The 23844-nt window shown below is 61.1% G+C and carries 24 protein-coding genes, 1 other RNA gene and 1 riboswitch; of the genes, 12 read left to right on the forward strand and 13 right to left on the reverse strand.

What is annotated here, in order from left to right; genetic code table 11:
• Positions 1-27: 27 nt before the first annotated feature.
• The 4 genes from ISS99_RS02410 to ISS99_RS02425 form a co-directional block, all read right to left on the reverse strand.
• Entirely contained in the window at positions 28-279 is a 252-nt protein-coding gene (locus ISS99_RS02410) for a hypothetical protein (RefSeq protein ID WP_204629985.1), read from the reverse strand.
• A gap of 148 nt (positions 280-427) precedes the next feature.
• Positions 428-2224: a chloride channel protein gene (locus ISS99_RS02415; protein WP_204629986.1), complete on the reverse strand. Its 1797-nt coding sequence runs from the start codon at positions 2222-2224 to the stop codon at positions 428-430.
• Between the two features lie 314 nt (positions 2225-2538).
• Positions 2539-2952 carry a VOC family protein gene (locus ISS99_RS02420; RefSeq protein WP_204629987.1) on the reverse strand — a complete coding sequence of 138 codons (414 nt, stop codon included), beginning with the start codon at positions 2950-2952 and terminating at the stop codon, positions 2539-2541.
• A 139-nt stretch (positions 2953-3091) separates the two neighbouring features.
• Positions 3092-3649, reverse strand: coding sequence for a hypothetical protein (locus tag ISS99_RS02425; protein WP_204629988.1), 558 nt, complete (start codon positions 3647-3649; stop codon positions 3092-3094).
• 281 nt (positions 3650-3930) lie between these two features.
• Here ISS99_RS02425 and ISS99_RS02430 point away from each other — a divergent pair, with 281 nt between their 5' ends.
• Positions 3931-4680 carry a DUF4386 domain-containing protein gene (locus ISS99_RS02430; protein WP_204629989.1) on the forward strand — a complete coding sequence of 250 codons (750 nt, stop codon included), beginning with the start codon at positions 3931-3933 and terminating at the stop codon, positions 4678-4680.
• 27 nt (positions 4681-4707) lie between these two features.
• Here ISS99_RS02430 and lspA read toward each other — a convergent pair whose 3' ends face one another.
• Positions 4708-5205 (reverse strand): signal peptidase II, encoded by a 498-nt coding sequence (gene lspA / locus ISS99_RS02435; RefSeq protein ID WP_204629990.1) that lies wholly within the window; start codon positions 5203-5205, stop codon positions 4708-4710.
• Positions 5206-5565: 360 nt separating this feature from the next.
• On the opposite strand from lspA, the gene ISS99_RS02440 reads away from it, so the two are divergent.
• Positions 5566-6000 carry a hypothetical protein gene (locus tag ISS99_RS02440; protein WP_204629991.1) on the forward strand — a complete coding sequence of 145 codons (435 nt, stop codon included), beginning with the start codon at positions 5566-5568 and terminating at the stop codon, positions 5998-6000.
• A gap of 87 nt (positions 6001-6087) precedes the next feature.
• Here the strand turns inward: ISS99_RS02440 and ISS99_RS02445 are convergent, their stop codons facing one another.
• The 5 genes from ISS99_RS02445 to smpB form a co-directional block, all read right to left on the reverse strand.
• Positions 6088-7740 (reverse strand): MASE1 domain-containing protein, encoded by a 1653-nt coding sequence (locus ISS99_RS02445; RefSeq protein ID WP_204629992.1) that lies wholly within the window; start codon positions 7738-7740, stop codon positions 6088-6090.
• Positions 7741-8107: 367 nt separating this feature from the next.
• On the reverse strand, positions 8108-8356 hold the full coding sequence (locus tag ISS99_RS02450) for a hypothetical protein (RefSeq protein WP_204629993.1): 249 nt from the start codon (positions 8354-8356) through the stop codon (positions 8108-8110).
• 518 nt (positions 8357-8874) lie between these two features.
• Positions 8875-9663 carry a YkgJ family cysteine cluster protein gene (locus ISS99_RS02455; protein ID WP_204629994.1) on the reverse strand — a complete coding sequence of 263 codons (789 nt, stop codon included), beginning with the start codon at positions 9661-9663 and terminating at the stop codon, positions 8875-8877.
• A 236-nt stretch (positions 9664-9899) separates the two neighbouring features.
• Positions 9900-10251: a transfer-messenger RNA gene (gene ssrA, locus ISS99_RS02460) on the reverse strand.
• A gap of 124 nt (positions 10252-10375) precedes the next feature.
• Complete coding sequence (smpB, locus tag ISS99_RS02465; protein WP_204629995.1) at positions 10376-10870, reverse strand: SsrA-binding protein SmpB; 495 nt, start codon at positions 10868-10870, stop codon at positions 10376-10378.
• A gap of 81 nt (positions 10871-10951) precedes the next feature.
• Here smpB and ISS99_RS02470 point away from each other — a divergent pair, with 81 nt between their 5' ends.
• Both ISS99_RS02470 and ISS99_RS02475 read left to right on the forward strand, forming a co-directional pair.
• Positions 10952-11383, forward strand: coding sequence for a type II toxin-antitoxin system RatA family toxin (locus ISS99_RS02470; protein WP_204629996.1), 432 nt, complete (start codon positions 10952-10954; stop codon positions 11381-11383).
• A complete protein-coding gene (locus ISS99_RS02475; RefSeq protein WP_204629997.1) occupies positions 11370-11666 on the forward strand; it encodes an RnfH family protein in 297 nt (98 codons plus the stop codon). The genes ISS99_RS02470 and ISS99_RS02475 overlap by 14 nt, the downstream gene beginning before the upstream one ends.
• Before the next feature lie 27 nt (positions 11667-11693).
• Here ISS99_RS02475 and ISS99_RS02480 read toward each other — a convergent pair whose 3' ends face one another.
• Positions 11694-12179 (reverse strand): outer membrane protein assembly factor BamE, encoded by a 486-nt coding sequence (locus ISS99_RS02480; protein ID WP_204629998.1) that lies wholly within the window; start codon positions 12177-12179, stop codon positions 11694-11696.
• A 75-nt stretch (positions 12180-12254) separates the two neighbouring features.
• On the opposite strand from ISS99_RS02480, the gene fur reads away from it, so the two are divergent.
• On the forward strand, positions 12255-12677 hold the full coding sequence (gene fur, locus ISS99_RS02485) for a ferric iron uptake transcriptional regulator (protein WP_204629999.1): 423 nt from the start codon (positions 12255-12257) through the stop codon (positions 12675-12677).
• A 311-nt stretch (positions 12678-12988) separates the two neighbouring features.
• On the opposite strand, the gene ISS99_RS02490 is transcribed toward fur, so the two are convergent.
• The gene (locus ISS99_RS02490) at positions 12989-14596 is read right to left on the reverse strand and encodes an MASE1 domain-containing sensor histidine kinase (protein ID WP_306482346.1); all 1608 of its coding nucleotides are present in this window, start codon (positions 14594-14596) and stop codon (positions 12989-12991) included.
• Positions 14597-14639: 43 nt separating this feature from the next.
• Between ISS99_RS02490 and ISS99_RS02495 the strand changes: the two genes are divergently transcribed.
• Complete coding sequence (locus ISS99_RS02495) at positions 14640-15275, forward strand: response regulator (protein WP_204630000.1); 636 nt, start codon at positions 14640-14642, stop codon at positions 15273-15275.
• Between the two features lie 16 nt (positions 15276-15291).
• Here ISS99_RS02495 and recN read toward each other — a convergent pair whose 3' ends face one another.
• The gene (recN, locus tag ISS99_RS02500; RefSeq protein ID WP_204630001.1) at positions 15292-16965 is read right to left on the reverse strand and encodes a DNA repair protein RecN; all 1674 of its coding nucleotides are present in this window, start codon (positions 16963-16965) and stop codon (positions 15292-15294) included.
• A 162-nt stretch (positions 16966-17127) separates the two neighbouring features.
• Between recN and hrcA the strand changes: the two genes are divergently transcribed.
• The 6 genes from hrcA to dapB all read left to right on the forward strand — a co-directional run bounded on the left by hrcA (position 17128) and on the right by dapB (position 23594).
• On the forward strand, positions 17128-18177 hold the full coding sequence (gene hrcA, locus ISS99_RS02505) for a heat-inducible transcriptional repressor HrcA (RefSeq protein WP_204630002.1): 1050 nt from the start codon (positions 17128-17130) through the stop codon (positions 18175-18177).
• Between the two features lie 81 nt (positions 18178-18258).
• Positions 18259-18792 (forward strand): nucleotide exchange factor GrpE, encoded by a 534-nt coding sequence (gene grpE / locus ISS99_RS02510; protein ID WP_204630003.1) that lies wholly within the window; start codon positions 18259-18261, stop codon positions 18790-18792.
• A 234-nt stretch (positions 18793-19026) separates the two neighbouring features.
• Positions 19027-20958 (forward strand): molecular chaperone DnaK, encoded by a 1932-nt coding sequence (gene dnaK, locus ISS99_RS02515; protein ID WP_204630004.1) that lies wholly within the window; start codon positions 19027-19029, stop codon positions 20956-20958.
• A 60-nt stretch (positions 20959-21018) separates the two neighbouring features.
• Positions 21019-21597, forward strand: a complete 579-nt coding sequence (locus ISS99_RS02520) for a TMEM175 family protein (protein WP_204630005.1) — start codon at positions 21019-21021, stop codon at positions 21595-21597.
• Positions 21594-22718, forward strand: coding sequence for a molecular chaperone DnaJ (dnaJ, locus tag ISS99_RS02525; RefSeq protein ID WP_204630006.1), 1125 nt, complete (start codon positions 21594-21596; stop codon positions 22716-22718). The genes ISS99_RS02520 and dnaJ overlap by 4 nt, the downstream gene beginning before the upstream one ends.
• 63 nt (positions 22719-22781) lie before the next feature.
• A complete protein-coding gene (gene dapB, locus ISS99_RS02530; protein ID WP_204630007.1) occupies positions 22782-23594 on the forward strand; it encodes a 4-hydroxy-tetrahydrodipicolinate reductase in 813 nt (270 codons plus the stop codon).
• 41 nt (positions 23595-23635) lie between these two features.
• A riboswitch (yybP-ykoY riboswitch) is annotated at positions 23636-23802 on the forward strand.
• Positions 23803-23844 lie beyond the last annotated feature (42 nt).

Genomic DNA, 23844 nt, shown 5'->3' on the forward strand with positions numbered 1-23844 from the left:
GCGACGTTCTTCGCAGGGATCGTGCGCTCAAGGCGAGCGAACGGTGGTTCCGGTCTGCTCCGGCTTGGCCGAGGGTTTCTCGGCCTGCTTCGGGTTCGGGTTGCGATACGCCAGCACCAGGCCGGCGACGACCATCATCAATCCGCCCACCATTGCCGCGATGGCGCAGCGGACCTTGGTCGGGTCCCCGCTGAACAGTTCCGGCGTGACCGCGCCGCTGATGATGATGGCCGAGCTGCACAAAACGATTGCCCGGCGGTGCCTAGAGGAAATTTTCACGTTCCTGGACCCCCGTCCGATTAGGGCTCAGTCTAGCGTAATTCGGCGCAGGGCCTGTTAGCTCTATTTTCGTAGCCGGCGTTCTCGTGCTCTTCCCGCAAACAGCTCCCGGTGCGGGCCGCGAAAATAGGGCTGACAGTCCCTAAAACTACTTCACGTTGCCAAAAAAGCGCTCGCGCACCCGCTCTTCCTCGTGATGGTGGGTATAGGGCTTCAGCAGGTCGTAGCGGGTCACCATGCCCAGCAGCAGTTGCCGGTCGGCGCTGACCACCGGGATGCGATCAAGCTTCTCCACCGCCGCGCGGATGGCCACGCTCTTGCAGCTTTCGTCCGGGAAGGAGACGACCGGTTCCTTCCCAAGCACGTCGGCGAGCTGCCGGTTGCCGTCCGGATCGTCCTGGCGCAATCGGGCCAGTTCCTCTCGATTGATCACGTTGAGCAGGCGCCCATCGCTATCGATGACCGGATAGGCACGGTATTTCTGGTCGGCGCCGAAATACTTCTGCGACGCTTCGCTTACGCTGATGTTGCCGGGAATGGTCATGATGTCGGTGGTCATCACGTCTTTCACCGTGACGTGCTCAAGCCGGTCCACCGTGTATTCGCGAAAAATGTCGAAGCCGCGGCGCGCCACTTTCTCGGTAAGAATGGAACGCTTCATCAAGAACACGCTCACGCCATAGGCCGCCGTGCAGGCCACCAGCAAAGCGGGCAATGCACTCGCGTTGTGCGTGAGTTCCAGGGCAAACATGATCGAGGTGAAAGGCAGGCGCATCACCCCGGCCAGCATCGCCCCCATGCCGAGTAGCGGCCACAGCAGCGTATTGCCGCCGGGAAACACCATCGATTCGAGCGCGCCAAGGCCGGCGCCCAAGGCCAACAGCGGAGCCAACACGCCGCCGGACGTGCCGGAGCCCAGATAGATCACCCACATCAGCGCCTTGGCCAGCATGAAGACCACGATCGCGCTGCCTACCAGCTTGCCGGTCAGCAGCTGATCGATCACGTCGTAGCCCACGCCCAGCGCTTGCGGCTCGAACCAGCCGCCGATGCTTATGGCGATAGCACCGATGGCCGGCCACCACATCCAATGGATCGGCAACTTGGTGAAGCCGTCTTCCACTTTGTAAATGGCGGCGGTAAGCGCGGTGGCGAACAGGCCTGCGAGAAAGCCGCACACCGCGGCCAGGCACAAATCCGTCAGCTGCAGGTGGAATTCCACGTTGAGCGGAAACAGCGGGCCTGCGCCGAGCAGAAACGGCCGCAATGCATCGGCTACGAAGCAGGCAATGGCCACCGGAATGGTGCTGCGCGGGCGCCATTCGAACAGCAACAGTTCCACGGCCAGCAAGGTTGCAGCAATAGGGGTGCTGAAAGTGGCCGCCATGCCGGCGCAGGCGCCCGCCACCAGCAAGGTGCGCCGTTCGATGGAGGTGAGATAGAACATCTGGCCGAACAGCGAGCCCACCGCGCCGCCGGTCATGATGATCGGCCCCTCGGCACCAAACGGCCCGCCGGTACCGATGGCGATCGCCGCCGACAGCGGTTTCAAAATCGCCACCTTGAGCATCATCTTGCTCTTGCGGAACAGGATGGCCTCCAGCGCTTCGGGAATACCGTGGCCGCGGATGCGATCGGAACCGAAACGGGCCATCAGACCGATGATCAGGCCGCCCACGATCGGCGCCAGCACGATCGCCCAGGCCGAGTGCCCCAATGATGGCGGCACGAAGTCGAACGACAGACGCTGCAGAAAGGCCAGGTTGGTGACGAAGCCGATCATGCGGTAAAGCACGAACGCCACGAGTGCGGCGGCGATGCCGACGAACACCGCCATCAGCGATAGCTTGAGGATGCTGACGCTAGGTCGGAAATCGCTCTGGCTGAGCGTGTCGCGTTTCCACTTCTCGTAGATCTGCCGGGCTAGATGCGTGATGCGGGTCATGGGAATCCCGAATGACTGCCAACCACGGCCCGACCGGTATGGCACACCCGCCCGGGGCCAACGCAAGCCTGTGCGAGCCGATCTGGCGGGCAGGAATGCGGCCAGGGCAGGGTAGCGCATTCCTGCCTCGGCATCAGGTATGCCCATGCAGCCTCGACGAGCGTGGCAACCGTTCGCGTCTTTGCCGCGAAGCAGGAGTGCGTCTGATTCTCGAATTAGTGCTGAAAAAGCCCGCAAAGAAAAAAGGACGGCGGTGATCAAACCGTCGTCCCCCATTTTGCCGGTCCAACTGGTGGCAGCCAGCTGCCGAATACTCAGCTGTGCGGCGGAATCGCGCTGGGATCCATCCACATCACTTCCCAGATGTGGCCATCCGGATCTTCAAAACTGCGGCCGTACATGAAGCCGTAATCCTGGGTCGGCGTCGGATCGGCCTTGCCGCCGGCACGGGTTGCCTCGTCGACGAGGGCGGAAACCTGCTCGCGGCTATCTGCCGACAGACACAACAGCACCTGTGCCTCGGTATGCGCATCGACAATCCGCTTGCCGGTGAATTGGCGCCACTTGTCGTGGGTCAGCAGCATCGTGTGAATCGTGTCCGAAATCACCATGCACGCCGCGGTATCGTCAGTGAATGCGGGATTGTTGACCGCGCCGACGGCCTCGTAAAAGGCTTTTGATCGCTTCAGATCAGTCACCGGCAGGTTAACAAAGATGAGTTTGCTCATTATCTGGTCCTTGAGATGTAAGCCACGGCATGATCGCCGCCGCATGTTAGCGTCGAACGAGCTGGATCGGAATCGACAGCAATGGCGGATTCGATCTCCGCTTGCTGAGAGTGGGGTATGCGCCAAGGGGCGCCTTCAGCTACGGGGACGTGGAAGCCTGCGTATGCTTGAGCTCCTCGCCCCTGCTCGTGAGCCGGATTTTTCGTTCGGCATTCTGCCTGGCGTCTGCCGGCATGCAGAGCACGAGTTCTTCAAGCTGATCGACGCGGGTAATGGTCTTGAATGTCCTGTCCGCGTCTAGAAAGATCACGGCCCTCTTTTTCCGCACCAGTAATTCGATGACATTGCGAAGCGTTCCAGGGCTTTTTGTATCCCAAACCATTAGCCCTATGTCGGCTACGTCTGCCATGCGAAGGTCCTTGGCGGCAAAGAATGCCCGCGAGCTCTTGGCGTGGCGGGTAGCCACCACCTCAACGGGCCATCCCCCACGGTTGTTGCGCGGCGAATCGCCACTGCAATACACCGTGACCCGTGCGCTGCCGGCGGTGTTCAAGTACGCCTGAATCGCGGCGTCGGCGCCATCGGCATCTCCGATGACAACCTGGAAGCCCGATGCGACTATGTTGTGGATGCGCGCCTCAACGAGCGAATCGAGATGCCTGATCGTTATCGATCCCGCCATGAACACGGTCGTCACCTTGCTTGTCCCCACGTAAATCGCACAACCCTTCGTCCATGGCAAATTAGAGCCCATCAGCGCGAAACGCCAGCGCTCTTCGCCAAGTGCGGGGCGAGTAGGGTTGGGGTGCGCTCGTGGTTCGTGCCTGGGCAGCGGCCCATCCGCCGGCCCTGCATCGAAACTCACAGACGGAGGACTTCCGGCACTCAAAAGCAGTCACAGGCCGGTGCATAAAGGACTTCGAGCAGAATCCGCTGCAACGATGAACATCGGCATCTCGCTAAACGAGGGCATGCTGCATGGCTGGCGTCCATCCCGAACGATTTTCTCCCAAAGCTCTGGCCAGGGTTGTCGGCATCCTGTCCCTTGTCGGCATCGTCACTGGTGCCTTCGACATCGGCTACGTAAGAAGCGCTTTGATCGTGGCCGGCAACGCTGCAGCTACTGCTCAAAATATCGCCGCACACGAAACGTTGTTTCGCCTTGGCTTCACGGCACACATCGTTTTGCTGCTATGTAACATTCCCGCCGAGGTGATCGGCTTTATCCTCTTCAGGCGCGTCAATGTCGTCATAGCTGCCATCGCGATGAGCTGCGGCCTGATCGGTACGGCGATCGAGGGCATCGACATGCTCAACGCCTATGTGCCGCTCAAGCTGGCTGAAGAGAGCGGTGCATTGGGCATTTTCAGCACCGGGCAGCTGCAAGCCCTTTCTTATCTTTCCCTGCAGTTGCAAGACACGGGTCTGCTCATTTCCTTCGTGTTCTACGGCTTGGACGAAATGGCCACCGGCTTCAACATTTTCCGCTCCGGCTTTCTGCCAAGGATTCTGGGAATTCTGCTGGCGCTCGCCGGGCTCTCTTATTTCGCCGACGGTTTCATCAGCTTCGTGTCGCCTTCGCTGCAGGCACGTTTACTGCCCTATCTGCTTTTTCCCTGCCTGCCGGGCGAAGGTTCCATCGCGCTGTGGTTGGCGATCGTGGGGCTGAATGTCGAAAAGTGGCGCAGGTGGGTCGTCGATCCGCAAGTTGCGAATTGGATTCCTTAGCGGAGGTAATGCGCGGATACGACGCCTCTAAGCGACCCGTTTCGATCGTTGCAGGAAAGAGCCCAGGATGAGAAGCACCACGCCGAACGTGATCCCAACGTCGGCGACGTTAAAGATACCCGTCCGCAGATTGCCGACGCCCAGGTTCAAAAAGTCGAACACCTGGCCGCCGTAAATACAGCGATCAAGCAGGTTGCTGAGGCCGCCACCCAAAATGCTGGCGACGGCAATGAGTTCCATTCTCCTGAGCCGCTCTGAGCGAATCACCCAAATGAGCAGGCCGGCCAGCAGTGCTATGACGCCATAGGTAAACACCAGGTTGCGAAGCTGCAAGGGCAGGTTGGCTCCCAGGCTGAGAAAGGCGCCATGGTTATAGGAAGGAAGCAGCAGAAGGCTGCCTGCAAAAAGCGACAGCACTTCATCGGGCTTGAGCATGTCCTTGAAGAACGCCTTGCTCAGTTGATCCGCGACGATCCACGCCAGGGCACCCAGCAACGCCCAAATTATTCTCGATTTAAAAAGCACTAAATAATCCTCAACGTGGGCCAGGTAATGCGCGAAATGCTAGAGCATTCCCATTGAATGTTTGCGCCATGATGCGCTTCGCAGACAGCAAACGGTTGTGTGAGTACAAACCCTACCTTTTTTGCGCTCCGTCTGAATCGATGCCCGCGGTTCCCAAACGCAAAACTTTCCGCTTCGTCCAATTGCCCGTGTCCATTATGTCAAGGAAATGTGATGACGAACCTTTTGCCTCGAAATAAACTGTTTATTCGGTAAATAAGGTGCGATATCACCCAGCGAAAGGCACGAGTTTTTGATGGTTTTACTGCTAAATTCACCGTGGCAATCGTGCCATTAATTTTTTTTTGGAGAGGGGGCAGTATGCGATTCAATGTGACCCTGCGGGCCGGGCTTGCGCTTGCCCTAGTTGTACTGTCTGGCGCGACCTTCGCGCAGACTTCTACTTCTGCACTGTCCAGTGGCCTTGGCCAGGCCTGGCCGAACGTTGCGGACCAATCCTTGAGTCCGAACTGGCATGCCTATGTTTTTACCCTTGGCGGGGTGGAATACGTTCAAATTAACGATGTGAACGGCAACGTTCAGGGCGCGGTGGGCACGGCAGGGGGCACTCAGTTTGTCCTGCCCATGGGCGCGAACGCTCAAAACGTCATCGCTAACGCATCGGTCTCGAACGCGAGCAACGCGACGACGGTCTACCAGGACGCCAATATCACCATCTTGGCAGTTCCATCGGCGCGAGGTGTCACGCTCGAGTCGACGTGTGGCTCCAGCGTACAGTGCCAGGGCGGCCATTGAGGCCACCAGCCGCGAACGGAAAGGGAGCATTTCTGCTCCCTTTCTTTTTGCCTGAAATGACAGTGTGCGGTGCCGGGGCGGCGCCAATTAGCCAGCCCACAAGCGGAACGGAGAGGAGGTGCTGTGCTCCTTCTCTTTTTGCGCGGCATCTATCAGAAGCGTCGTGATGCGTAGACTCTTGGGATTTGCGCGGACGTGCAGCTCGCCATCGAAGAGGCGGGCGTTGTCACGGAGCTGATGCAAATCAAGGCCCGTTGCCCCGAGCTTCGATGCAAGCTGATTCTGTTGGCCTTCAAGCACAAAAGAATCGTTGGCCAACCCGTCTTCCAACAAGCCTTCGACTCGAAGAGCGACGATGCGCTGTCCGTCTACGTAAGCGCCACGCAGAAGAATGCTTACGCGCGAGCAATGAAGGTTGCCGCACACATAAACGACCGCTTCGCGCGCAAGCCGATAAATCATCGTGTGCAGGCCATTACCGACTTGGGACAGACCGCGCCCAGTGACCTTGCACTGGTACGCAATGCCCATCTCATCCAGCGCACGGCCGATGTTTTCCTTGAGCGCAGCGCTCATGCCCCTGCGCCGCCAGGCGATGGGGTGCATGCTGTCGGCAAGCTTGTAGACCTTTTCTTGCGCGGTGACGGCCTGCTTGGTGAGCGTCTGGCTTTCATTCGCCGGAAGCATCAGCCGGAAACGCGACAGGAGGCGATTGCTGTTGATTTGCATCTCGCCAACTACTTGTTCCAACGTTTCCGATGCCTGGCGCATGCGAAGTTCGCTGACCAGCATGCTTTGCCGCGCCAACTGCAATGCCTGCCGTGCGTTGGTCTTTTCAACCTCGTCTGCTTGATGCATGGCGCTGATTCGCGCGCCCATGGCAAGCAGGCAAGTGATGGAGAACGCAATGATGGCCTGCACCTGGACTACGTCTGCATCGGGAATATTGCCACCCCAGCTAAAGAGCAGGCAGATGCTGGCCACCGTCATGGTTCCACCCATCACGGTTCCCCTCCAGCCATGGCGCAGAGTCAGCCAAGCTACGGGTGCAAACTCAAAGAGCGCCCAGATTGGTTTGGTGGCTTCAGCGGAGCGGTAAGTGAGCCACGAGAGGATGAGCAGGGCGGGGAGCACTACCAGTCCGGTATCAAAGAATATGGGGCTGCGAAAGAAGGTGTGCAGGCCCTTCTTCAGGGTCCCGGCCCGGTATCCCAGCTTTGCCATGATGATCCACGGCACGATCGTGAGGAGTGCGACGTAGCTGCCGATGAGCAACGAGCCAAACAGCATCGCGTCGATGCTGTATCCCCGGTGAGGGATGAGCCAGAGCCCTGCGGCGTTATACAGACTCCAGAGGGTCGAGCAGGCAAGCGAGCATAGAATGAGCGTATTGAAGTTAATTAGGCGCTTGGTGGGGAAGAGCGCTAATTTTTCTTTGCAATACCACACCACAGGCATGGCAACCGCAGTCAGTGGGAAGGGGTATTGCAAGCTCCAGATAAACCCAAACTGGGGCTCACACTCAATTGCTTGAGGGAGCGAATACAAGCCATCCCCCAACGCGAGCGCAAACCAATAGCGGTAGGGAAAGAGGAGAAGAGCGGAAAGGCGAAGGCCTGCCGTAAGGCTCCAATGGGCATCCGATAGCGGGCGGATACAAGCGAAAACCGCGATGTAGCCCCCAGCGACGCCAAGCTGCTTGAGCAAGGTCGGCCACGTTTCCAATTTATTCCACACCATCCGCACACCCCCCAATCGGAATGCTTTGAAGCTATTCAAAAATGCGGGCCGTGAGCCAGGCCCTCACCGGATAAGCCCCGCCTCCCTCCAGGCGGATGGTCAATGATATCGAGTTGAGTGGGGTTTCGCGTGAAGGCGGTCTACACGTCCTTCGTCACGCTTTGGCTCGTAATAGCTTAAATACAAAGCCTTTTTGGATATGCATTCAACCCCGAGAAGTCGATCCAGCGTGAAGGCTTCGCAACGATGTGGCGCAGGCAGTGGTTCCCAGTTAAAACAAAAAAGCCCCAAGCGATCGCCTGGGGCTTTTTGCCATACGGCTGTTTCACTAACTTATATTCAGCGACAGGGTCGCTCTATTTCAAATTCAACGAGGTTGCATCAGGCTCTTATCGCTCTTGTTCGGCGACGTGCCGCCCAGGATCGATCCAGCCGGAGCTTCCCCACGGCAACCTCTGTCATAGATTACGCAGGCTTGTTGGTTGCCTTGACCGCACTCCTTTGCAAGTTGAAAGCAGGTACTGACAGGCAGTTCTGCCCTGACCGGTGCCGACTGCACCATGGCACCGACGCCAACAAGCAACGCGGCCATGGGGACCGTGGAAAAGATCTTCATAGATAAAAATCCCTTTATGCGTGGTCTATTACCACCCGCTTTTTCTAGTGAAGAGTAAGTGAAGATATCGTGAGGCGTAATTTTTCGTTCGACGGAGCTCTTATTTTCTCGGCACGTTTAATTTGCTTTTCAAGCGTAAATGCTGAGATGACTTTGAATGCGCGGAGGGTGATATTTATATGCCGCGATGCGCCAACGTGGCGGGATAGTCGGAAGGTGTGCAGGGCAGTCTAAATAGGCACGAGGAGTGTGGCCATCAGAGTTTCCGCCCAGGGAACTTTGCACGAAAAAGTCGAAGTTCAACGAAGAATAGATCGTTCGGATTCTCAAAGAGGTTGAGGCGAGGGCAAGAACGTGAAGGTAAGCCCTGAGCACAAACGTCCTTCAATTCAAGACTTTTAAAAAGCTGCACGATCTTGTGGTCGGCCCACTGCTTGTATTGATCACATGCAATAACGGTTTCAGGTCGGCTTATTTTTGAGGCTATGAGGCGTCCAAGATTGCGGATCGTCAGTTGCTCAAGTTACCCCGGGATGCTGTGTGCCGTCTTCGACCGGAATCTGGCCAGATGCCCATGCCGCAAGCTCCTCATCGTCATGCAGAACGCTCGCCAGGAATGTGTTCATCTCGAGGAAGTGCGGAGTTCCACTCGGCCGCAAAGCGTGATGGAACGATTTGCGGATCAGATCGTCGAAAGGGTAGGTGAACACCACTTCCTCGCCCGCATTCCGGCCCAGCCGGATACGGTCCTCGCAAGCCGTTATCGAACACGAGCGATGGGTGCGACAGTTGATGGGGCGCGCCGCGTAAAGGGTGCACAGGCCCTGTTCGCCCAACAAGCCACATCGCGAACCAGGTCCGGATTTTCCGAGTGAAGGAAGTCGGTGGGCGATCTCTGCTTTTTCCGGCTCGGTGAGTTTGAGCAATTCCCTCGCAATAACGGCAGCTTCCTGCGCGCTAAGAACGATGCGCATGTGTGTACAACACGCGGAGCATCCGCCGTCATCCGGGCATGCCGGCCTGGGATAACGGTCGCTGTCCAGCTCGTCTTTGACGATGGTATCGGCAAGGTTGAACAGGGCATGGATCTGATTGAGTGAGTCATTGTCGGGCCCGTCGCCTTCACCTGGGCCAACGATGAGGCGTGCGACGATCCTGTGCGCGCGTTCCTCAAGCAGCGGCCGGTATCGACGCATGCCTTCTTCGGATGCGCATCGCTCCTCGAGCACGGCATCGATGATTTTCGCTTCGAGCGTGTCCGGCAGTTCTTTCACGGGCGATGGATGGTCGGTATGTATCTTTTCCATTTTTACACTTGTAGAAGGTTATAAAAAACGACATTCCTTCTGTGCCGCGACAGGGATGTTTTGTCATTGTGGCTGCCGTAAACCACCGGGTGAAGGCGATGGTTAAGTCGCTTTTTTAACTACCGATGTCCCGTTTTTTCCTTGATCCGGAGTATGCAGGTCCATGCGCTCTCCATGATCTACCCGATATCACCAAAAAAACGCCCGGTGATTTCTCGCCGGGCGTTTTGCTTCATTGGTGGAGGTGGCGGGAGTCGAACCCGCGTCCGAAGGCGCTTGACGCCCGGTACTACATGCTTAGCTCACTGTTGAATCTCATCCCGCGACAGCACAGTGTGCGCAGCGCATCGAAGGACCAGCCCGCTTGATTTAACCCTTGCCGGCAGGCGGCAGCTTCGGGCGATCCCGTGATAATGACCCTACATCCACGAGCACAGGCACAAGTGGGTTCGGGGCTAGGCCTTAAGCGGCCAGAGCGTAGTTGTCGTCGTTGGCAACTATAAGTTTGCGGCTGGATTAACGAGGAAAGCTGCCCCCTCGGCATGCACCAAGCTATCTCACTACCCCCGTCGAAGCCAGGACACCCCCGGGGAAAGAAACTGCTTTAGCTCAACGAGTATATCACTGTGCCTGGGAGTGAGTGGAGAGGAGGGAGAAGTAAGAGAAAGCATCACGAGCTCTGTTCTCACCACTCGCCGCGCTCTCTTCGCTCTCAGGCGCTGCGGTTGTGCGAGCGCATGGTGCGCTGTTTTTCGCGCTGCCAGTCGCGTTCTTTGTCGGCATTGCGCTTGTCGTGCTCCTGCTTGCCGCGCGCCAGGCCGATTTCCACTTTCACCTTGTTGCCCTTCCAGTACATGGCGATGGGCACCAGGGTGTAGCCCTTGCGTTCCACCGCACCGATGAGCTGGTCGATTTCCTCCTTGTGCAGGAGCAGCTTGCGGGTGCGGCGGTCCACGGCCACCACGTGGGTGGAGGCGCTGATCAGTGGCGGGATGGAGGTGCCGACCAGGAAGATTTCGCCTTTGAGCACGACGGCATAGCCGTCGCCGAAATTGATCCGGCCGGCGCGCAATGCCTTCAGCTCCCAGCCTTGCAGGGCGATACCTGCTTCATAGCGCTGGTCGATGTGGTATTCATGCCGGGCGCGCTTGTTGAGCGCGATGGTGCCGCCGGCATTTTTCTTTTCCTTGTCCTTCGCTTTTGCCATGTCCGTTAAACTTTGGGCCTGTCGCCCCTGGGCAGGGTATCTGCACCTGGGCTTTAGCTGGATTCTTGTAAAGAGGCTACTGTGATCGAAATTCGCCGCAGCGCCCTGGTGAAATTCTCGCCGGCGCAAATGTTCGACCTGGTCAATGAGGTTGAAGCATACCCAAAGCGTTTCGCCTGGTGTGCCAGCGCCGAGGTGATCGAGCGCGGGGAGAACATGTTGGTGGCGCGGCTGGATCTCAAGTTTGCCGGCTTTCATCACAGCTTTACTACCCGCAATACCATCGCTCGTCCGAATCGCCTGCAGGTAAGCTTGGTGAACGGGCCTTTCCGCAGCCTGGACGGGTTCTGGGATTTCATCCCGCTGGGCACCGACGGCTGCAAGGTGGCCCTGGAGCTGGATTTCGACTACGCCGGGCGGTTGGGCGGCACGGCGTTGAAGCTGGGTTTCCAGGGGCTGGCCAATCGCATGGTCGACGATTTCTGCCGCGAGGCGGAACGTGTCTACGGATAACCCCGAAACCGCCAGCACCGTTACTGTCGAGGTCGTCTACGCCACCGAGGCGCGGCATTGGCTGCGCCGGCTCTGCTTGCCCAGAGGCAGCACGGTGATGCAGGCGGTGGAGCAATCGGGCTTGTTGCAGGAACTGCCGCAGTTGGAGGTGGATCCTTCGCGCCTTGGCGTTTTTTCCCGTCGTGTGGCGCCGGACGACGCGCTGCACGATGGCGACCGGGTGGAAATCTACCGGCCGCTTACTCTGGATCCGAAGGATGCTCGCCGGCGCCGCATGCGTTAGGGCCGCTCAGGCTTTCAAACCCGGCGATCAGTTGCCGCCGTTGTCGCCGCCATTGTCGCTGCCGCCGTTATCGCCACCGCTATCGCCGCCACTGCTGCCGCCGTTGCTCTTGTCGCCGGAGGTGTCGTTGACGTTGTAGTTGGTCTTGTACTTGTTGCTTTCCTTGACCAGCTTCTGCGCATCCTGGAAGTACAGAGTGCCTTCGGTGCGAACCAGCACGTCGTTATTGAAGTACAGGCTCATCGACTGCATCTTCATCTTCTCGCCGCGGTGCGAGTAAGTGGAGACGTAATCCCAGCGGTTCTGGTTGAACGGCGTGGCCACGGAAGGCGTGCCCAGCAGCACCAGTACCTGACGCTTGGTGAGACCCGGCTTGAGCTGATCGGCGAGATTCTTGTCGATGGTCTTGTCGAACAGATTGCCCTGGGCCACGTCGGGGGTATACACGATATGGCAGCCGGCCAGTGAAAGTGCCAGCGTGGCGAAGCCCAGCGTGCGAATCAGCTTTTGCATTCGTAGTGCGTCCGGATCGTGAAGGTGTCGATGATACACTAATGGCTTGATTCCACCGTGTACCGGGAGCTCGTCATGGAGCAGGAAACTCAGGAACTCCGTAAGGCCGGCTTGAAAGTCACCCACCCCCGGATGCGGATTTTGCAGATTTTCGAAGAAGACGGCGTGCGGCACCTGACCGCCGAAGACGTCTACAAGAAACTGCTGGCCTATCAGGAAGACATCGGCCTGGCCACGGTGTATCGGGTGCTGACCCAGTTCGAGGCCGCCGGCATCCTCAGCAAGCACAATTTCGAGGGCGGCCAGGCGGTTTACGAACTGGATCGAGGCCAGCACCACGATCACATGATCGATGTGGACAGCGGAAAGGTGATCGAGTTCGTCAGCGAGGAGATCGAGCGCCTGCAGCGTGAGATTGCCGCCCGCCACGGTTACGAGATCCAGGACCACAGCCTGGTGCTGTATGTCCGGCCGCTCAAGGGTGATGCCCGCAGGTAAGAGGACGGCAGGGTGTCGGTTTTTGGCCTCAGGCGTCCAAACCCCGGATTTCAGGCATAAAAAAAGCCGCGGGAGGACTCCTGTCCACCCTACGGCTTACCGTTGTCCCTTGACTGCTGTGTATCCGAGTTGCTCGCGATACGTGCATTTGTCCAGACTCCGGCGGAATGGCTCCCTGCCATTCTTCGGGCCCGCCGTCCCCACGGCCGACCCGTGCTCACCATCTTGCGATGGCGGCTCCCCCACATCGATGGAGAGATCGTAACGAACCCTTTACGGACCTGGTATTGGAAAATTTCCTAGTTACAGTGTCACAGGTCACTTGTTTCGCGGCGTGCGATGGTGCTACGCAGCAATATTCGCAGGTGAACACCTTGTTGATCGGGGCGCAGGCGAAACAGGCCGCCTAGCGAGGTCACGCGGTCGCGCATGCCTTGCAGCCCGCGTCCGCCGCGCGGCACGCGCTCGGGCAGGCCGATGCCGTTGTCGCGGATATCCAGTAGGGCCAGGGCGGTGCCGCCACGTTCGCCGATACGCAGGCGCAGGCGGAATTCGTTGGCCTGCGCATGCTTGACGGCGTTGGTGGCGCTTTCCTGGGCCAGGCGATAAATGGCGGTGCGGATGTCTTCTTCCAGCAGGCGCGGATCGCCATGCAGTTCGGTGTGGTAGGCCATGCCGGCGGTGGCCATCAGGTCGCGGATCGGACCTTCGTCGAGGGCGCGCATCAGGCCGAATTCGTCGAGCACGGCGGGGCGCAGGTCGTCCAACAGACGGTGCAGGGCGCGGCGCATGTGGCCAAGAATGCTGTTGATCGAAGTGCCGATGTCTTCCAGGCCGGCCTGCTGCAAGCGGTTTTGCGCCAGCTTCACGTGGGTCTGGATGGCGGTGAGGTTCTGGCCTAGCTCGTCGTGCAGTTCTGCGGCGACGTGGCGGCGCTGGTTTTCTTCCGCTTGCATGTTGCCGCGTGCAGCGTCGCGTAGTTGCCGCGCCAGGTGATCGAGGCGTCGGTTCACGGCGGCCAGGTACACATTCTGCTCGGCTACGCGCGCACTGCTGCGGCGTAGCGCATCGGTGGCCGAGCCGAGCATCAGCGCGCCGGTACCGGCAACGGCAAGAAACAGGTGCGAAGAAGCGGTGGGGATGACGTGCGTGAACACGCGGTCCACCAAGGCCATGCCCAGGCTGGAAACCAGCATGGACAGGCTGGCGCCGCGCCAGCCGTGGCGAAAGGCAAAAAACAATACCGGCGCCAACGACAGCACGCGGGCAAATTCGCGCTGCGGTGCTGCCTGCTCGGTAAGGATCAACAAGATGACCAGTGCCGGCAGCATCACCAGCAGGCCGTCCATGAGCAGCTCTGACATCTCCTGTTTGGAGGGCCGCGCACGCCAGATCATGATCAACGGCGGCACCAGCAATAGCAGGCCCACGTAGTTGCCGAGCAATTCGTCGCCCAAGGCGTGCAGCAGGCCTGCCGGCGGCAGTTCGTGCACCAGCGCCATCATCAGCGCATCGGTGGCGGTGGCGGCAATCACCGTAAAGCCGGCGGAGAGCAGCAGGCGCGAGACTTCTTCCGGGTCGCGCAGGCTCGGGCGCAGATTCGCGCGGCGCAGCAGCCCCAGGCAAAGCGCCACGACGATCGGTTGCGGCAGGTCGCCGTACACGAACACCCGCCAGCCCATGGAGTAGCCGTGCAAGTAATCGATCAACCCCGCGGCGATCAGTTCGCCGCCGATCAGCCAGCTCCAATAGCGCATGGGCGACAACAGCAGCACGCCGAAGCGCAGGCCGAATTGCAGGGTCCAGTCGGGTTGCGAGGTAGGCCACAGCAACGCCCAGAGCAGGGCGTAGCCAAGGCCGATGAGCGGGCCGGGGGTAAGGGGCAGGGCGGATTTCAGGCGCATGCGGAGATGGTACACGTGAACCGCTTCCGTCCGTCGTGCAGACTGTTACAGTGCACCCATGCACAGCATAGTTCTGGTCGACGATCACGCCATCGTCCGCGAGGGGTTCAAACGGCTTATCGAGATGGAGCCCGATCTTGAGGTCGTGGCCGAGTGCCGCAATGCCGACGACGCGGTGGAAGCCATCAGCCAGCGCCGCCCGGATCTGGTGGCGCTTGATCTGTCATTGCCGGACGGCAGCGGCCTGCCCTTGATCGAGCATTTGCGCAGCGTTGCCATCGGCACGCGCATCGTGGTGCTGAGCATGCACGATGGCGAACCTTATGTATCCGAAGCGCTGCGTCGCGGCGCCAGTGGCTACGTCACCAAAGGCGCGGCGCCGGAAGAACTGGTGGCCGGATTGCGCGCGGTGATGCGCGGTGAGCAGTTTTTGAGCTCCGACTTGCGCCAGCGCCGTGCCGAACGGCCCAACGACACGCTGGATCCGGTCGACCGGCTTACTGCTCGCGAACACGAGGTGTTCCTGCTGCTGGCAGCCGGGCGTGCGCCGAAGCAGGTGGCAGCGGAATTGGGCATCGGCCAGAAAACGGTGTACATCCACCGCGCCAGCTTAATGGGCAAGCTGGGCGCGGGTTCGGAATTGGATCTTTATCGGATTGCCAGCGAGCGCGGCTTGCTGCCCATCAGGGGTTGAGGGGCGGCAGGCGAGTTCAAGCCGTTTGCGCTTGCTCCAGCATCTTCTTCGCATGAGCCCGCGTTTCGCGGGTGATTTCCACGCCACCCAGCATGCGGGCGAGTTCGTCGCGCCGCCCTTCGGTGCTCAGGGATTCGATGCGGGTCTGGGTGCTGTTGCCTTCGCTGTGCTTGCTTACGCGCAGATGCGAATGGCCCTGCGCTGCCACCTGAGGAAGATGGGTGACGCATAGCACCTGGCAGCGCGAGCCCAGTGCGCGCAGCTTCTGGCCGACGACTTCGGCCACGGCGCCGCCGATGCCGGTATCTACTTCGTCGAAGACCATGCAGCCGATGGTGTCTTTGCCCAGAGTGGCAACTTCGATCGCCAGGCTGATGCGGGCCAGCTCGCCGCCAGAGGCGACCTTGCGCAGGGCGCGCGGCGGCTGGCCGGGGTTGGCGCTCACCAGCAATTCGCAGCGTTCGTGGCCTTGCGGGTCCGGATCGTCGTTGTCGGCCGGTTCCAGTGCCACTTGCAGCATCCCGCCGGCCATGCCCAGTTCGCCCATCAGCGCACTGACTTCCTTGCCCAGCCGCTTGGATGCGGTCTGGCGCGACTTGCTCAGCGCTTCGGCGGCTTTGTCGTAGTCGCGCTGCAACTGGTCCCGCTGGGCCGTCAGCCGCTCGATCGCGTCGCCGGCGTTTTCCAGTTCGGTCAGTTCGACTTGCAGAACGACGCGTTTGTCGTCGAGCTCGCCCACCGGCAAGCGGTGTTTGCGCGAAAGCTCGTGCAGGCGCGTGAGATGGGTGTCGACTTCGGTATAGCGTTCGGGGTCCAGGTCGACGTTCTGGGCGTAGTGCTCCATGCCGTCGACGGCTTCGTTGAGCTGGATCTGGGCGCCATCGAGCAGCTCCAGTATCGGTGCCAGCCGATCGTCCAGCGCGGCCAGTCGGCCCAGTTCGGCATGGGCCCGGCTCAGTGATTGGCGCAGCGCGAACTCGCTGTCGCCATCGACCAGTTCGACCACGCCGGTGATGCCTTCGGTCAGCTTGCTGGCGTTGGCCAGGCGCTTGTGGCTGGCTTCCAGTTCGGCCAGCTGGGCGGACGGGAGCGCCCACTTTTCCAGTTCGGAAAGCTCGTGGCGCAGCAGCTCCAGCCGGTGTTCGCGGTCTTCGCCGCCGGCCAGCTTGCGGATGCGCGCGCCGATGTCGCGCCACTGCATGGCTGCATCGCGTACCTGGGCCAGCACTTTGTCGTTTTCCGCGTAGGCATCCAGCAGGCTCAGCTGATGCGATCGATCCAGCAGTGCCTGGTGCTCGTGCTGGCCGTGGATCTCCACCAGCAGTGCCGCAAGATCGCCGATCTGGCCGATGGTGGCGGGGCGTCCGTTGATCCAGGCGCGGGAACTGCCTTCGGCGCGCACCACGCGGCGCAGTTGGCAGGCGTTGTCTTCGTCCAGCTCCTCGCGCTTGAGCCAGTCGCGGGCTTCGGGCAGGTCTTTCAGGTCGAACTCGGCCACCAGTTCGGCCCGGTCGCTGCCGGCACGCACGATGCCGCTGTCGGCACGGGCGCCGGCCAGCAGCATCAGGGCATCGACCAGCAGGGATTTGCCGGCACCGGTTTCGCCGCTGACCACGGTCAGGCCGGGGCCGAAATTGATATCGGCCTGTTCGACGACGGCAAGATGACGGACGTAGAGGGAAGTAAGCATGGGTGAGCGCGGCAGTGGTTCGTGCGATTGTAAGGTGAGGCGGGGAACCGCGAACAGGGAACACCCGGAGGGCCGCCGCCCCCCGTCTCGGTCCCCAGCTCTTTCTTGCATTCTCCCGTCCCAAACCTTATTTCTTTAGCGTCTCACGGATTGCCACAGCGCATGCCCAACCATCACGAACTCGACATTCGCGCCCGGCGCCTGTTGCGCACGCTGATCGCGCAATACCTGGCCGACGGCGAGCCGGTGGGGTCGCGCACGTTGTCGCGCTCCTCGGGGTTGGACGTGAGCCCGGCGACGATCCGCAACGTGATGGCCGACCTGGAAGAGGCCGGGTTGGTGTCCTCGCCGCATACCTCCGCCGGGCGCATTCCCACGCCCCGCGGCCTGCGCCTGTTCGTGGACAGCTTGATCGAATTGCAGCCGCTGCCGCGCGAGGAAATGGTGCGCCTGCAGCGCGAGTTGCCGCCGGGGCCCACCACCGTGCGCGATCTGGTCGGCAACGCGTCCACGCTGTTGTCGGCGATGACTCACTTCGCCGGCGTGGTGACCGTGCCGCGCCAGACCGATTTCCCGCTGCGCCACATCGATTTCGTGGCGCTGCCCGATGCGCGGGTGCTGGTGATCCTGGTGTTCTCCGACAACCAGGTGCAGAACCGCGTCATCCAGTTGGCCAAGCCGCTGGACGGCCGCGAGCTGGAGCAGGCCGCCAACTACATCAATGAGCATTTCGTGGGCCTGCGCGTGGACGACATCCGCGCGCACCTGCTGCGCGAATTGCGCGAGGCGAGCAGCGAATTGCATCAAATGCTGTCGAGCGCGGTGGACCTTGCGGCGGCTTCCTTTGCGCCGCAAAACGAAGACGTGCTGGTCAGTGGCCAGACCAACCTGATGGCTTATTCGGAATTGGCCAACCTGGATCGCCTGCGCGAGCTGTTCGAGGCCTTCCAGCAGAAAAATGAGCTGCTGCAGTTGATGGAAGTCTGCGCGAAGGCGCCGGGCGTGAGACTATTCATCGGCGAGGAGTCGGGCTTTGCGGCGCTGGATGGCTGCAGCGTGGTCACCGCCAGCTTCGGCGCACAGGGCAGACTGCTGGGTGCCGTGGGGGTGATCGGCCCGACGCGGATGGCGTACGAGCGGGTCATTCCGGTGGTACAGGCGACGGCAGGTTTGCTGAGCGAAGCCTTGAATCGCGCCGCGACGGCCTTATAACCGGCCCGGGAGGCGGGATTACCCGCAAGATTTTGGAGGTCGGTACGACGTACCGGCCACGGACGAGGTTTGGAGTCATTCATGCACAACAGCGATTCGCAGTCGCCGAACGAAACGCCGGAAAGCGGCACGCAGGCTGCCCCAGGCAGTGAACTGGAGGCCATCAAAGCCAAGCTGGCCGAACTGGAGGCGAGCAACAAGGACCTGCGCGAGGTGGTGTTGCGCGAGAAAGCCGAGCTGGAAAACCAGCGTCGCCGCCTGCATCGCGATCTGGAGCACGCGCGCCGTTTTGCCAATGAGAAGCTGCTGAACGAGCTGCTGCCGGTCTACGACAGCCTGGAACGCGGGCTTTCGGTAGAGGGTGGCGACGTGGCTTCGGTGCGCGAGGGCATCAGCCTTACGCTCAAGGAACTGCTGCGCATTGCCGGCAATAACGGATTGGTGCAGGTGGATCCGCTGGATCAGCCGCTGGATCCGGAGCGGCATCACGCGGTGAGCATGGTGGAGGCGCCGGGCAAGGCGCCAGGCACCGTGGTCACCGTGCTGCAGAAAGGCTATGTGTTGAACGATCGCTTGCTGCGCCCGGCCCTGGTGGCCGTGGCCAAGGACGACTGAGTCAAGAGAGCCTGTTCCCCATCTCCCCGCAGCCTGCGTGGCCCCGAGTGGCCGCCGCGTGGCGCGCGGCCTGACCGGGCCACTGGTCAGGCGCTGCACGTGGCCGGGATGTTGAACGGGCTCCAACAATTTCAACACTGCAGGGTTTAGCTGATATTGAACCGTTTTCAGTCAAACCCCATCTGACAAACATTCGCGGCCGAGGGGCCGCATGCGAGATTCCGGAGCATACACATGGGCAAAATCATCGGCATTGACTTGGGCACGACCAACTCGTGCGTCGCCATCATGGATGGCAGCAGCGCCAAGGTTATCGAGAACGCGGAGGGCGATCGCACCACGCCGTCCATCGTCGCGTTCACCAAGGACGGCGAAGTGCTGGTCGGCGCGCCGGCCAAGCGCCAAAGCGTCACCAATCCCAAGAACACGTTCTACGCGGTGAAGCGCCTGATCGGCCGCAAATTCACCGACGCCGAAGTGCAGAAAGACCTGCACATCGTGCCCTACGGCATCATCGCCCACGATAACGGCGACGCCTGGGTGCAGACCTCCGACGGCAAGAAGATGGCGCCGCAGGAAATTTCCGCCAAAGTGCTGATGAAGATGAAGAAGACCGCTGAGGACTACCTCGGCGAGACGGTCACCGAGGCGGTGATTACCGTGCCGGCCTACTTCAACGACAGCCAGCGCCAGGCGACCAAGGACGCCGGCAAGATCGCCGGCCTGGAAGTGAAGCGCATCATCAACGAGCCGACCGCGGCCGCGCTGGCCTACGGCCTGGACAAGAAGGGCGGCGACCGCAAGATCGCGGTGTACGACCTCGGCGGCGGTACCTTCGACGTGTCGATCATCGAGATCGCCGAAGTCGACGGCGAGAAGCAGTTCGAAGTGCTGGCCACCAACGGCGACACCTTCCTGGGTGGCGAAGACTTCGATATGCGCGTCATCGACTACCTGATCGAAGAATTCAAGAAGGACCAGGGCATCGACCTGCGCAAGGATCCGCTGGCGCTGCAGCGCCTGAAGGATGCCGCCGAGCGCGCCAAGATCGAACTGTCGTCCGCGCATCAGACCGAAGTGAACCTGCCGTACGTCACGGCGGATGCTTCCGGTCCGAAGCATCTGAACATCAAGCTCACCCGCGCCAAGCTCGAAGCGCTGGTGGAAGACCTGGTCAAGAAGACCATCGAACCCTGCCGCACCGCGTTGAACGACGCTGGCCTGCGCGTGTCCGACATCAACGAAGTGATCCTCGTCGGTGGCCAGACCCGCATGCCGAAGGTGCAGGAGTCGGTGAAGGACTTCTTCGGCAAAGAGCCGCGCAAGGACGTCAACCCGGATGAAGCCGTAGCCGTGGGCGCTGCGATCCAGGGCGGCGTGCTGGGCGGTTCGGTGAAGGACGTGCTGCTGCTCGACGTGACCCCGCTGTCGCTGGGTATCGAGACGATGGGCGGCGTGATGACCAAGCTGATCGAGAAGAACACCACGGTGCCGACCAAGGCCTCGCAGGTGTTCTCCACTGCCGACGACAACCAGACCGCCGTGACCGTGCACGTGCTGCAGGGTGAGCGCGAGCGTGCCAATGCCAACAAGTCGCTGGGCAAGTTCGACCTGGCCGGCATCGACGCCGCGCCGCGCGGCATGCCGCAGATCGAAGTGACCTTCGACATCGATGCCAACGGCATCTTGCACGTGTCGGCCAAGGACAAGAAGACTGGCAAGGAACAGCGCATCGAGATCAAGGCCGGTTCGGGCCTGTCCGAGGAAGAAATCCAGCGCATGGTGGCCGACGCCGAAGCCAACAAAGAAGAAGACAAGAAGTTCCACGAGCTGGTCAGCACGCGCAACAAGGCCGATCAGCTGGTGCACGCCACGCGCAGCGCCATCAAGGAACACGGTGGCAAGGTCGGCGGACAGTTGAGCGAGATCGAAGCGGCGCTGTCGGAACTGGAGAAGGTCAAGGACGGCGACGACAAAGCAGCGATCGAGTCGAAGATCCAGAAGCTGGAGCAGGTGGCACAGTCGCTTTACGCCGCAGCCCAGGGTAGCGGCAGCGGCCCGGCCGATGCCGATGCACAGCCGCACGGCCCGACCGGTTCGGCTCATTCCGACGACGTGGTCGATGCCGAGTTCACCGAAGTGAAGAACGATGGCAAGTCGTCCTGACCTAGGCTGACATTTGACGACGGGCGCCCTCTGGGCGCTCGTTGTCGTTGGAGGGGAGCAATGGAGAAGGGGCGGCTAGAAGCCTTCAGCGATGGCGTGCTGGCCATCATCATTACCATCATGGTGCTGGAACTGAAGGTGCCGCACGGCGACGGCTGGGAGGTGCTTGCCCAGCAATGGCCGGTGTTCCTGAGCTACGTGCTGAGCTTCGTCTACGTAGGCATCTACTGGAACAATCATCACCATTTCCTGCATGCTTCGGAAAAGGTGAGCGGCAGCGTGCTGTGGGCCAACCTGCACCTGCTGTTCTGGCTCTCGCTGATGCCGGTGACCACCGGCTGGATGGGTGAGAACCACTTTGCGCAACTTCCGGTGGCGGTTTACGGCGTTGTACTGCTGATGTGCGCGGTGGCCTGGATTCCGTTGCAGTACACCCTGATCGAGGCCAACGGAGGCAAAACCTCCTTCCTGGCCCAGGCGGTGGGGGGTGACTGGAAAGGCAAGGTGGCCGTCGCCATGTATCTGAGTGGCATCCTGCTGGCGTTCGTGGCGCCGTGGGTGTCGTGTTTACTTTATGCCACGGTGGCTGCGATCTGGTTTATCCCCGATCGGCGCATCGAATCGCGGATCAAGCAATGAGCAAGCGTGATTACTACGAAGTCCTGGGTGTCGAGCGGTCGGTGACCGAAATCGAGCTGAAGAAATCCTTCCGTCGCCTGGCCATGAAATACCACCCGGACCGTTGCCCCGACGATCCGCACGCCCAGGAAAAATTCAAAGAGGCCAAGGAAGCCTACGAAGTCCTGTCCGATACGCAGAAGCGTTCGGCGTACGACCAATACGGCCACGCCGCGTTCGAAGGCGGCATGGGCGGCCGGGGCGGCGGTGCCGGTTTTGGCGACATGGGCGATATCTTCGGGGATATCTTCGGCGACATTTTCGGTGGCGGCGGCCGCGGGCGTCAGCGCCGCGGCGCTGACCTGCGCTACATCATGGAACTGGATCTCGAAGAAGCCGTGTTCGGCGTCGAGAGGAAATTCGACGTTCCCACCCAGGTCAACTGCCACCATTGCAACGGCAGCGGCTCCGACGACGGCAAGACCGTGCAGTGCAAGACCTGCCAAGGGCATGGCCGCGTGCGCATGCAAAATGGCATTTTCTCCATCCAGCAAACCTGCCCGCATTGCGGCGGCAGCGGACGGGCGATCGAAAAACCCTGCAAGCAGTGTCACGGCGAAGGCCGCCTGGAAGAAACCCGCACGTTGTCCGTGCGCATTCCCGCAGGTGTCGACAACGGCGATCGCATCCGCTTGACCGGCCAGGGCGAAGCCGGCCCGGCCGGCACCGAGCCGGGCGATCTGTATGTGGAAGTGCGCGTGCGCGAGCATGCGATCTTCCAGCGCGAAGGCAACAACCTGTATTGCGAGTTGCCGATTCGCTTCGCACAAGCGGCATTGGGCGCAGAGCTGGCGGTGCCGACGCTGGAAGGCGAGGTGGGCATCACCATTCCGCTGGAGACCCAGACCGGGCAGCAGTTCACCTTGCGCGGCCGCGGCGTCAAATCGGTGCGTGGTGGGCGTGCCGGCGATCTGATCTGCCGCGTGGTCGTGGAAACACCCGTGCGCTTGACGCGCGAGCAGCGCGATCTGCTGGAGAAGCTGGAAGCGACTTTTGCCGGCAGCAATGCCGACGAGCACACACCGCGCGCCAAGACCTGGGTGGATGGCGTGAAGCAGTTCTGGTCGCGGGTGACTTCCTAACCTCACCGTGATTATTCGCACCCTCTCCCAAGCGAGAGGGACAAAGCTCGAGGAAGCGTCTACATGTCCCAGCCCATTCGTCTTGCCATCAATGGCGCTTCCGGCCGCATGGGCCGGGCTTTGCTTGCGCTGGTGCGCGAAGATCGCCGTTTCGAGCTGGTGCACGCCGTGGTTTCCGCGGGTTCTGAGCGCGACGGCACGCCGGTATTCGAAGGATTGTCCTCCGGCTTGCGCTACGCGCATGGCTGGGAAGCCGCGCCGGCTATCGACGTGATAGTCGACTTCAGCGGTCCCGACGGCCTTGCCGCGGCGCTTGCTCATTGCCGCGCGCACCACATCGCGCTGGTAACCGGCACGACCGGTCTCGATGCGGCCGCGGAAGCCGGACTCGACGGCGCCTCGGCCGAGCTGCCTCTATTGCGCGCGGCGAATTTCAGCCTTGGCGTCGCCGTGCTGACCCGCCTTCTGCGCGAGGCCGCTGCATCGCTGCGGGATTGGGATCTGGAAATCGTCGAGGCGCATCACGGGCGCAAGGAAGATGCACCTTCGGGCACCGCGCTTGCGCTCGGCCATGCCGCAGCCCAGGCGCGAGGCACCACGCTGGCGGAAGACGGCGTATACACCCGTGAAGGCCGGCCCGGCGCACGACGCAGCGGCACGATCGGTTTTGCGGTAGTGCGCGGCGGCGACGTGGTGGGAGAACACACCGCCTTGCTGCTTGGCCATGGAGAGCGGGTGGAGCTGAGTCATCGCGCCACGGATCGTTCCATTTTTGCGCGCGGCGCGCTCGAGGCTGCCGCATGGCTGGCGGGGCGCAAGCCGGGCGGCTACAGCATCGACAACGTGGTGCAGGAACGCGAACGCAACCCGGGTTGAAGGGCGGCTTGTTCGCCGGCCTTGGCGCCTGTACCATCCGCCGCAACGTCATTGGGGAGTAGCCATCCTCGCCGCATCCGGCCGCCAGGCGATGCTCCGAGGAATTCGCGTCAACACACTTGAAGCCTAGATGCTTCATGGCGCGAATGGTTGTCGCAGATGCTCCATCTGCGATGGTCCGGCGAGACCTTTGGCCACGACACGACTCACCCTGGCTGGGCGAGCGACGTGCGTGCGCCATAGGTTGTCT

Origin of the sequence: Dyella mobilis, assembly GCF_016904945.1 — a bacterium.
In the GTDB taxonomy this organism is placed as follows: domain Bacteria; phylum Pseudomonadota; class Gammaproteobacteria; order Xanthomonadales; family Rhodanobacteraceae; genus Dyella_B; species Dyella_B mobilis.

Bases quoted from the DNA above. Each gene is read 5' to 3' on its own strand.
- dnaK (WP_204630004.1), top strand. From the start codon at position 19,027: ATGGGCAAAATCATCGGCATTGACTTGGGCACGACCAACTCGTGCGTC.
- ISS99_RS02520 (WP_204630005.1), top strand. From the start codon at position 21,019: ATGGAGAAGGGGCGGCTAGAAGCCTTCAGCGATGGCGTGCTGGCCATC.
- ISS99_RS02495 (WP_204630000.1), top strand. From the start codon at position 14,640: ATGCACAGCATAGTTCTGGTCGACGATCACGCCATCGTCCGCGAGGGG.
- ISS99_RS02445 (WP_204629992.1), bottom strand. From the start codon at position 7,740: ATGGTGTGGAATAAATTGGAAACGTGGCCGACCTTGCTCAAGCAGCTT.
- ISS99_RS02455 (WP_204629994.1), bottom strand. From the start codon at position 9,663: ATGGAAAAGATACATACCGACCATCCATCGCCCGTGAAAGAACTGCCG.
- ISS99_RS02480 (WP_204629998.1), bottom strand. From the start codon at position 12,179: ATGCAAAAGCTGATTCGCACGCTGGGCTTCGCCACGCTGGCACTTTCA.
- dapB (WP_204630007.1), top strand. From the start codon at position 22,782: ATGTCCCAGCCCATTCGTCTTGCCATCAATGGCGCTTCCGGCCGCATG.
- grpE (WP_204630003.1), top strand. From the start codon at position 18,259: ATGCACAACAGCGATTCGCAGTCGCCGAACGAAACGCCGGAAAGCGGC.
- ISS99_RS02420 (WP_204629987.1), bottom strand. From the start codon at position 2,952: ATGAGCAAACTCATCTTTGTTAACCTGCCGGTGACTGATCTGAAGCGA.
- fur (WP_204629999.1), top strand. From the start codon at position 12,255: ATGGAGCAGGAAACTCAGGAACTCCGTAAGGCCGGCTTGAAAGTCACC.
- ISS99_RS02440 (WP_204629991.1), top strand. From the start codon at position 5,566: ATGCGATTCAATGTGACCCTGCGGGCCGGGCTTGCGCTTGCCCTAGTT.
- recN (WP_204630001.1), bottom strand. From the start codon at position 16,965: ATGCTTACTTCCCTCTACGTCCGTCATCTTGCCGTCGTCGAACAGGCC.
- ISS99_RS02450 (WP_204629993.1), bottom strand. From the start codon at position 8,356: ATGAAGATCTTTTCCACGGTCCCCATGGCCGCGTTGCTTGTTGGCGTC.
- hrcA (WP_204630002.1), top strand. From the start codon at position 17,128: ATGCCCAACCATCACGAACTCGACATTCGCGCCCGGCGCCTGTTGCGC.
- ISS99_RS02415 (WP_204629986.1), bottom strand. From the start codon at position 2,224: ATGACCCGCATCACGCATCTAGCCCGGCAGATCTACGAGAAGTGGAAA.
- ISS99_RS02430 (WP_204629989.1), top strand. From the start codon at position 3,931: ATGGCTGGCGTCCATCCCGAACGATTTTCTCCCAAAGCTCTGGCCAGG.
- dnaJ (WP_204630006.1), top strand. From the start codon at position 21,594: ATGAGCAAGCGTGATTACTACGAAGTCCTGGGTGTCGAGCGGTCGGTG.
- smpB (WP_204629995.1), bottom strand. From the start codon at position 10,870: ATGGCAAAAGCGAAGGACAAGGAAAAGAAAAATGCCGGCGGCACCATC.